At 61.4% G+C, this 1,615-nt stretch carries 2 pseudogenes; both read left to right on the top strand.

The features are described from left to right. Positions 1–720, top strand: a pseudogene (locus B5G37_RS15365) (putative glycoside hydrolase family 15 protein); the annotation flags it as partial. Between the two features lie 13 nt (positions 721–733). Further along, positions 734–1,615 (top strand): annotated as a pseudogene (locus tag B5G37_RS14410) (hypothetical protein); the annotation flags it as partial.

Genomic DNA, 1,615 nt, shown 5'->3' on the forward strand with positions numbered 1-1,615 from the left:
CAGATCATGGGCACCTCCACCCTGGGGGTGATGGAGGGTTGCCACAACAGTTTGGCAGTGGCGGGAGAGGTGCTGTTCTACCTCTCCCGGGTAGGGGTGATGGCCTATTCCGGGGGCATTCCCCAGTGCATCAGCGCGCCTCTGGGGCCGGAGAAGCTGTACCAGGGCGCCGCTGGAACCGACGGACTGCGCTATTTCCTCTCCGCCCGCACTCAGGTGGGAGGCTGGAGCCTGCTGGTGTACGACACTCGCACGAAGCTGTGGTACCGGGAGGACAACACCCAGGCCACCCACTTTGCCTTCTCAGGCGGAAATCTGCACCTGCTCAACCAGGCAGGGGAGATCTGGCTGGTGGGAGACGTGACCAGCCCACCGGAGGAGGCCCAGCAGGAGAAAGCCGTGGCGTGGGTGGCGGAGTTTGCCGACTTCACCGACGGAAGCCCGGACAAAAAGGGCATTGCCCGGCTCCACATTCGCCTGGAGGTGGAAGAGGGAGGGCAGGTGCAGGCCTGGGTGCAGGTGGATAGCGACGGCACATGGCGGCCCTTAGGCCAGCCCATAGGGCCCACCCCCAAGCGCAGCTTCCAGCTGCCCATGGTGATTCGGCGGGGGGACCATTACCGGCTGAAACTCACCGGCACGGGAGGCTGCAAGATTTACAGCATGACCCGGGAACGATACAGCGGCTCGGCCTACAACGCCACCCCGGGCCGAACCTAAAGGAGGGAACACCATGGCGTATACCTACAACGACTTTTTGAAAAAGGCCACGGACAACGGCACCTTGTCCAGCTTTACACCTGACGAACTCAGTCTAGCCAAGGCGTATCCGGAGTATGGGATCTCTGCGGCCAGTCTGAAGCAGGACCAGAACACCGCCACTACCAGTGCCCAGCGCGCATTGGCCAACGAGGCAGCGGCCCAGCTGGCGGCCAGCTACAAGGCCACCAGCTATAATGGGTTTACCGGCAGCAAGCAAGACGAGATCGACAAGATCCTGGGTGAGATCGGCAGTTTCCCAGACTTCTCCTGGGATCAGGAGGCCCCAACCTACGACAACAAGTACGAGGAGGAGCAGGACTCCATTCTGGACCAGATCGGGAAATACCCGGACTTCTCCTGGGACCAGGAGGCCCCCACCTACACCAACCCTTACGAGCAGTTGCAGCAGGAGCTGTTGGACAAGGTGCTCAACCGAGAGGACTTCACCTGGAGCAAGGACACGGACCCGGTGTTTGGGGAGTATCAGAAGCAGTATCTGCGGGAGGGAGAGCGGGCCACCGCAAACGCTCTGGCCCAGGCCGCGGCGGCCTCCGGAGGCCAGACCTCCAGCTATGCCGCCACGGCGGCGGCCCAAGCGGGGAACTATTACGCCGCCCAGCTCAGCGACAAAATCCCTGAGCTGTACAATCAGGCCTACCAGCGATACCTCAGCGAATACGAGATGATGGCCAATGACCTGGGGCTGGTTAACTCCCAGCAGCAGCTGGACTATAAGGAGTATCTGGACCAGTTGGGCCAGTACAACCAGGATAAGGAGTTCGCCTACCAGCAGTACCTGGACGATTACAACAAGCTGCTCAGCTATCTGGACGCCGTCAACGGCCAGGAGCAA

Source organism: Pseudoflavonifractor sp. An85 (assembly GCF_002161235.1).
Taxonomy (GTDB): domain Bacteria; phylum Bacillota; class Clostridia; order Oscillospirales; family Oscillospiraceae; genus Enterenecus.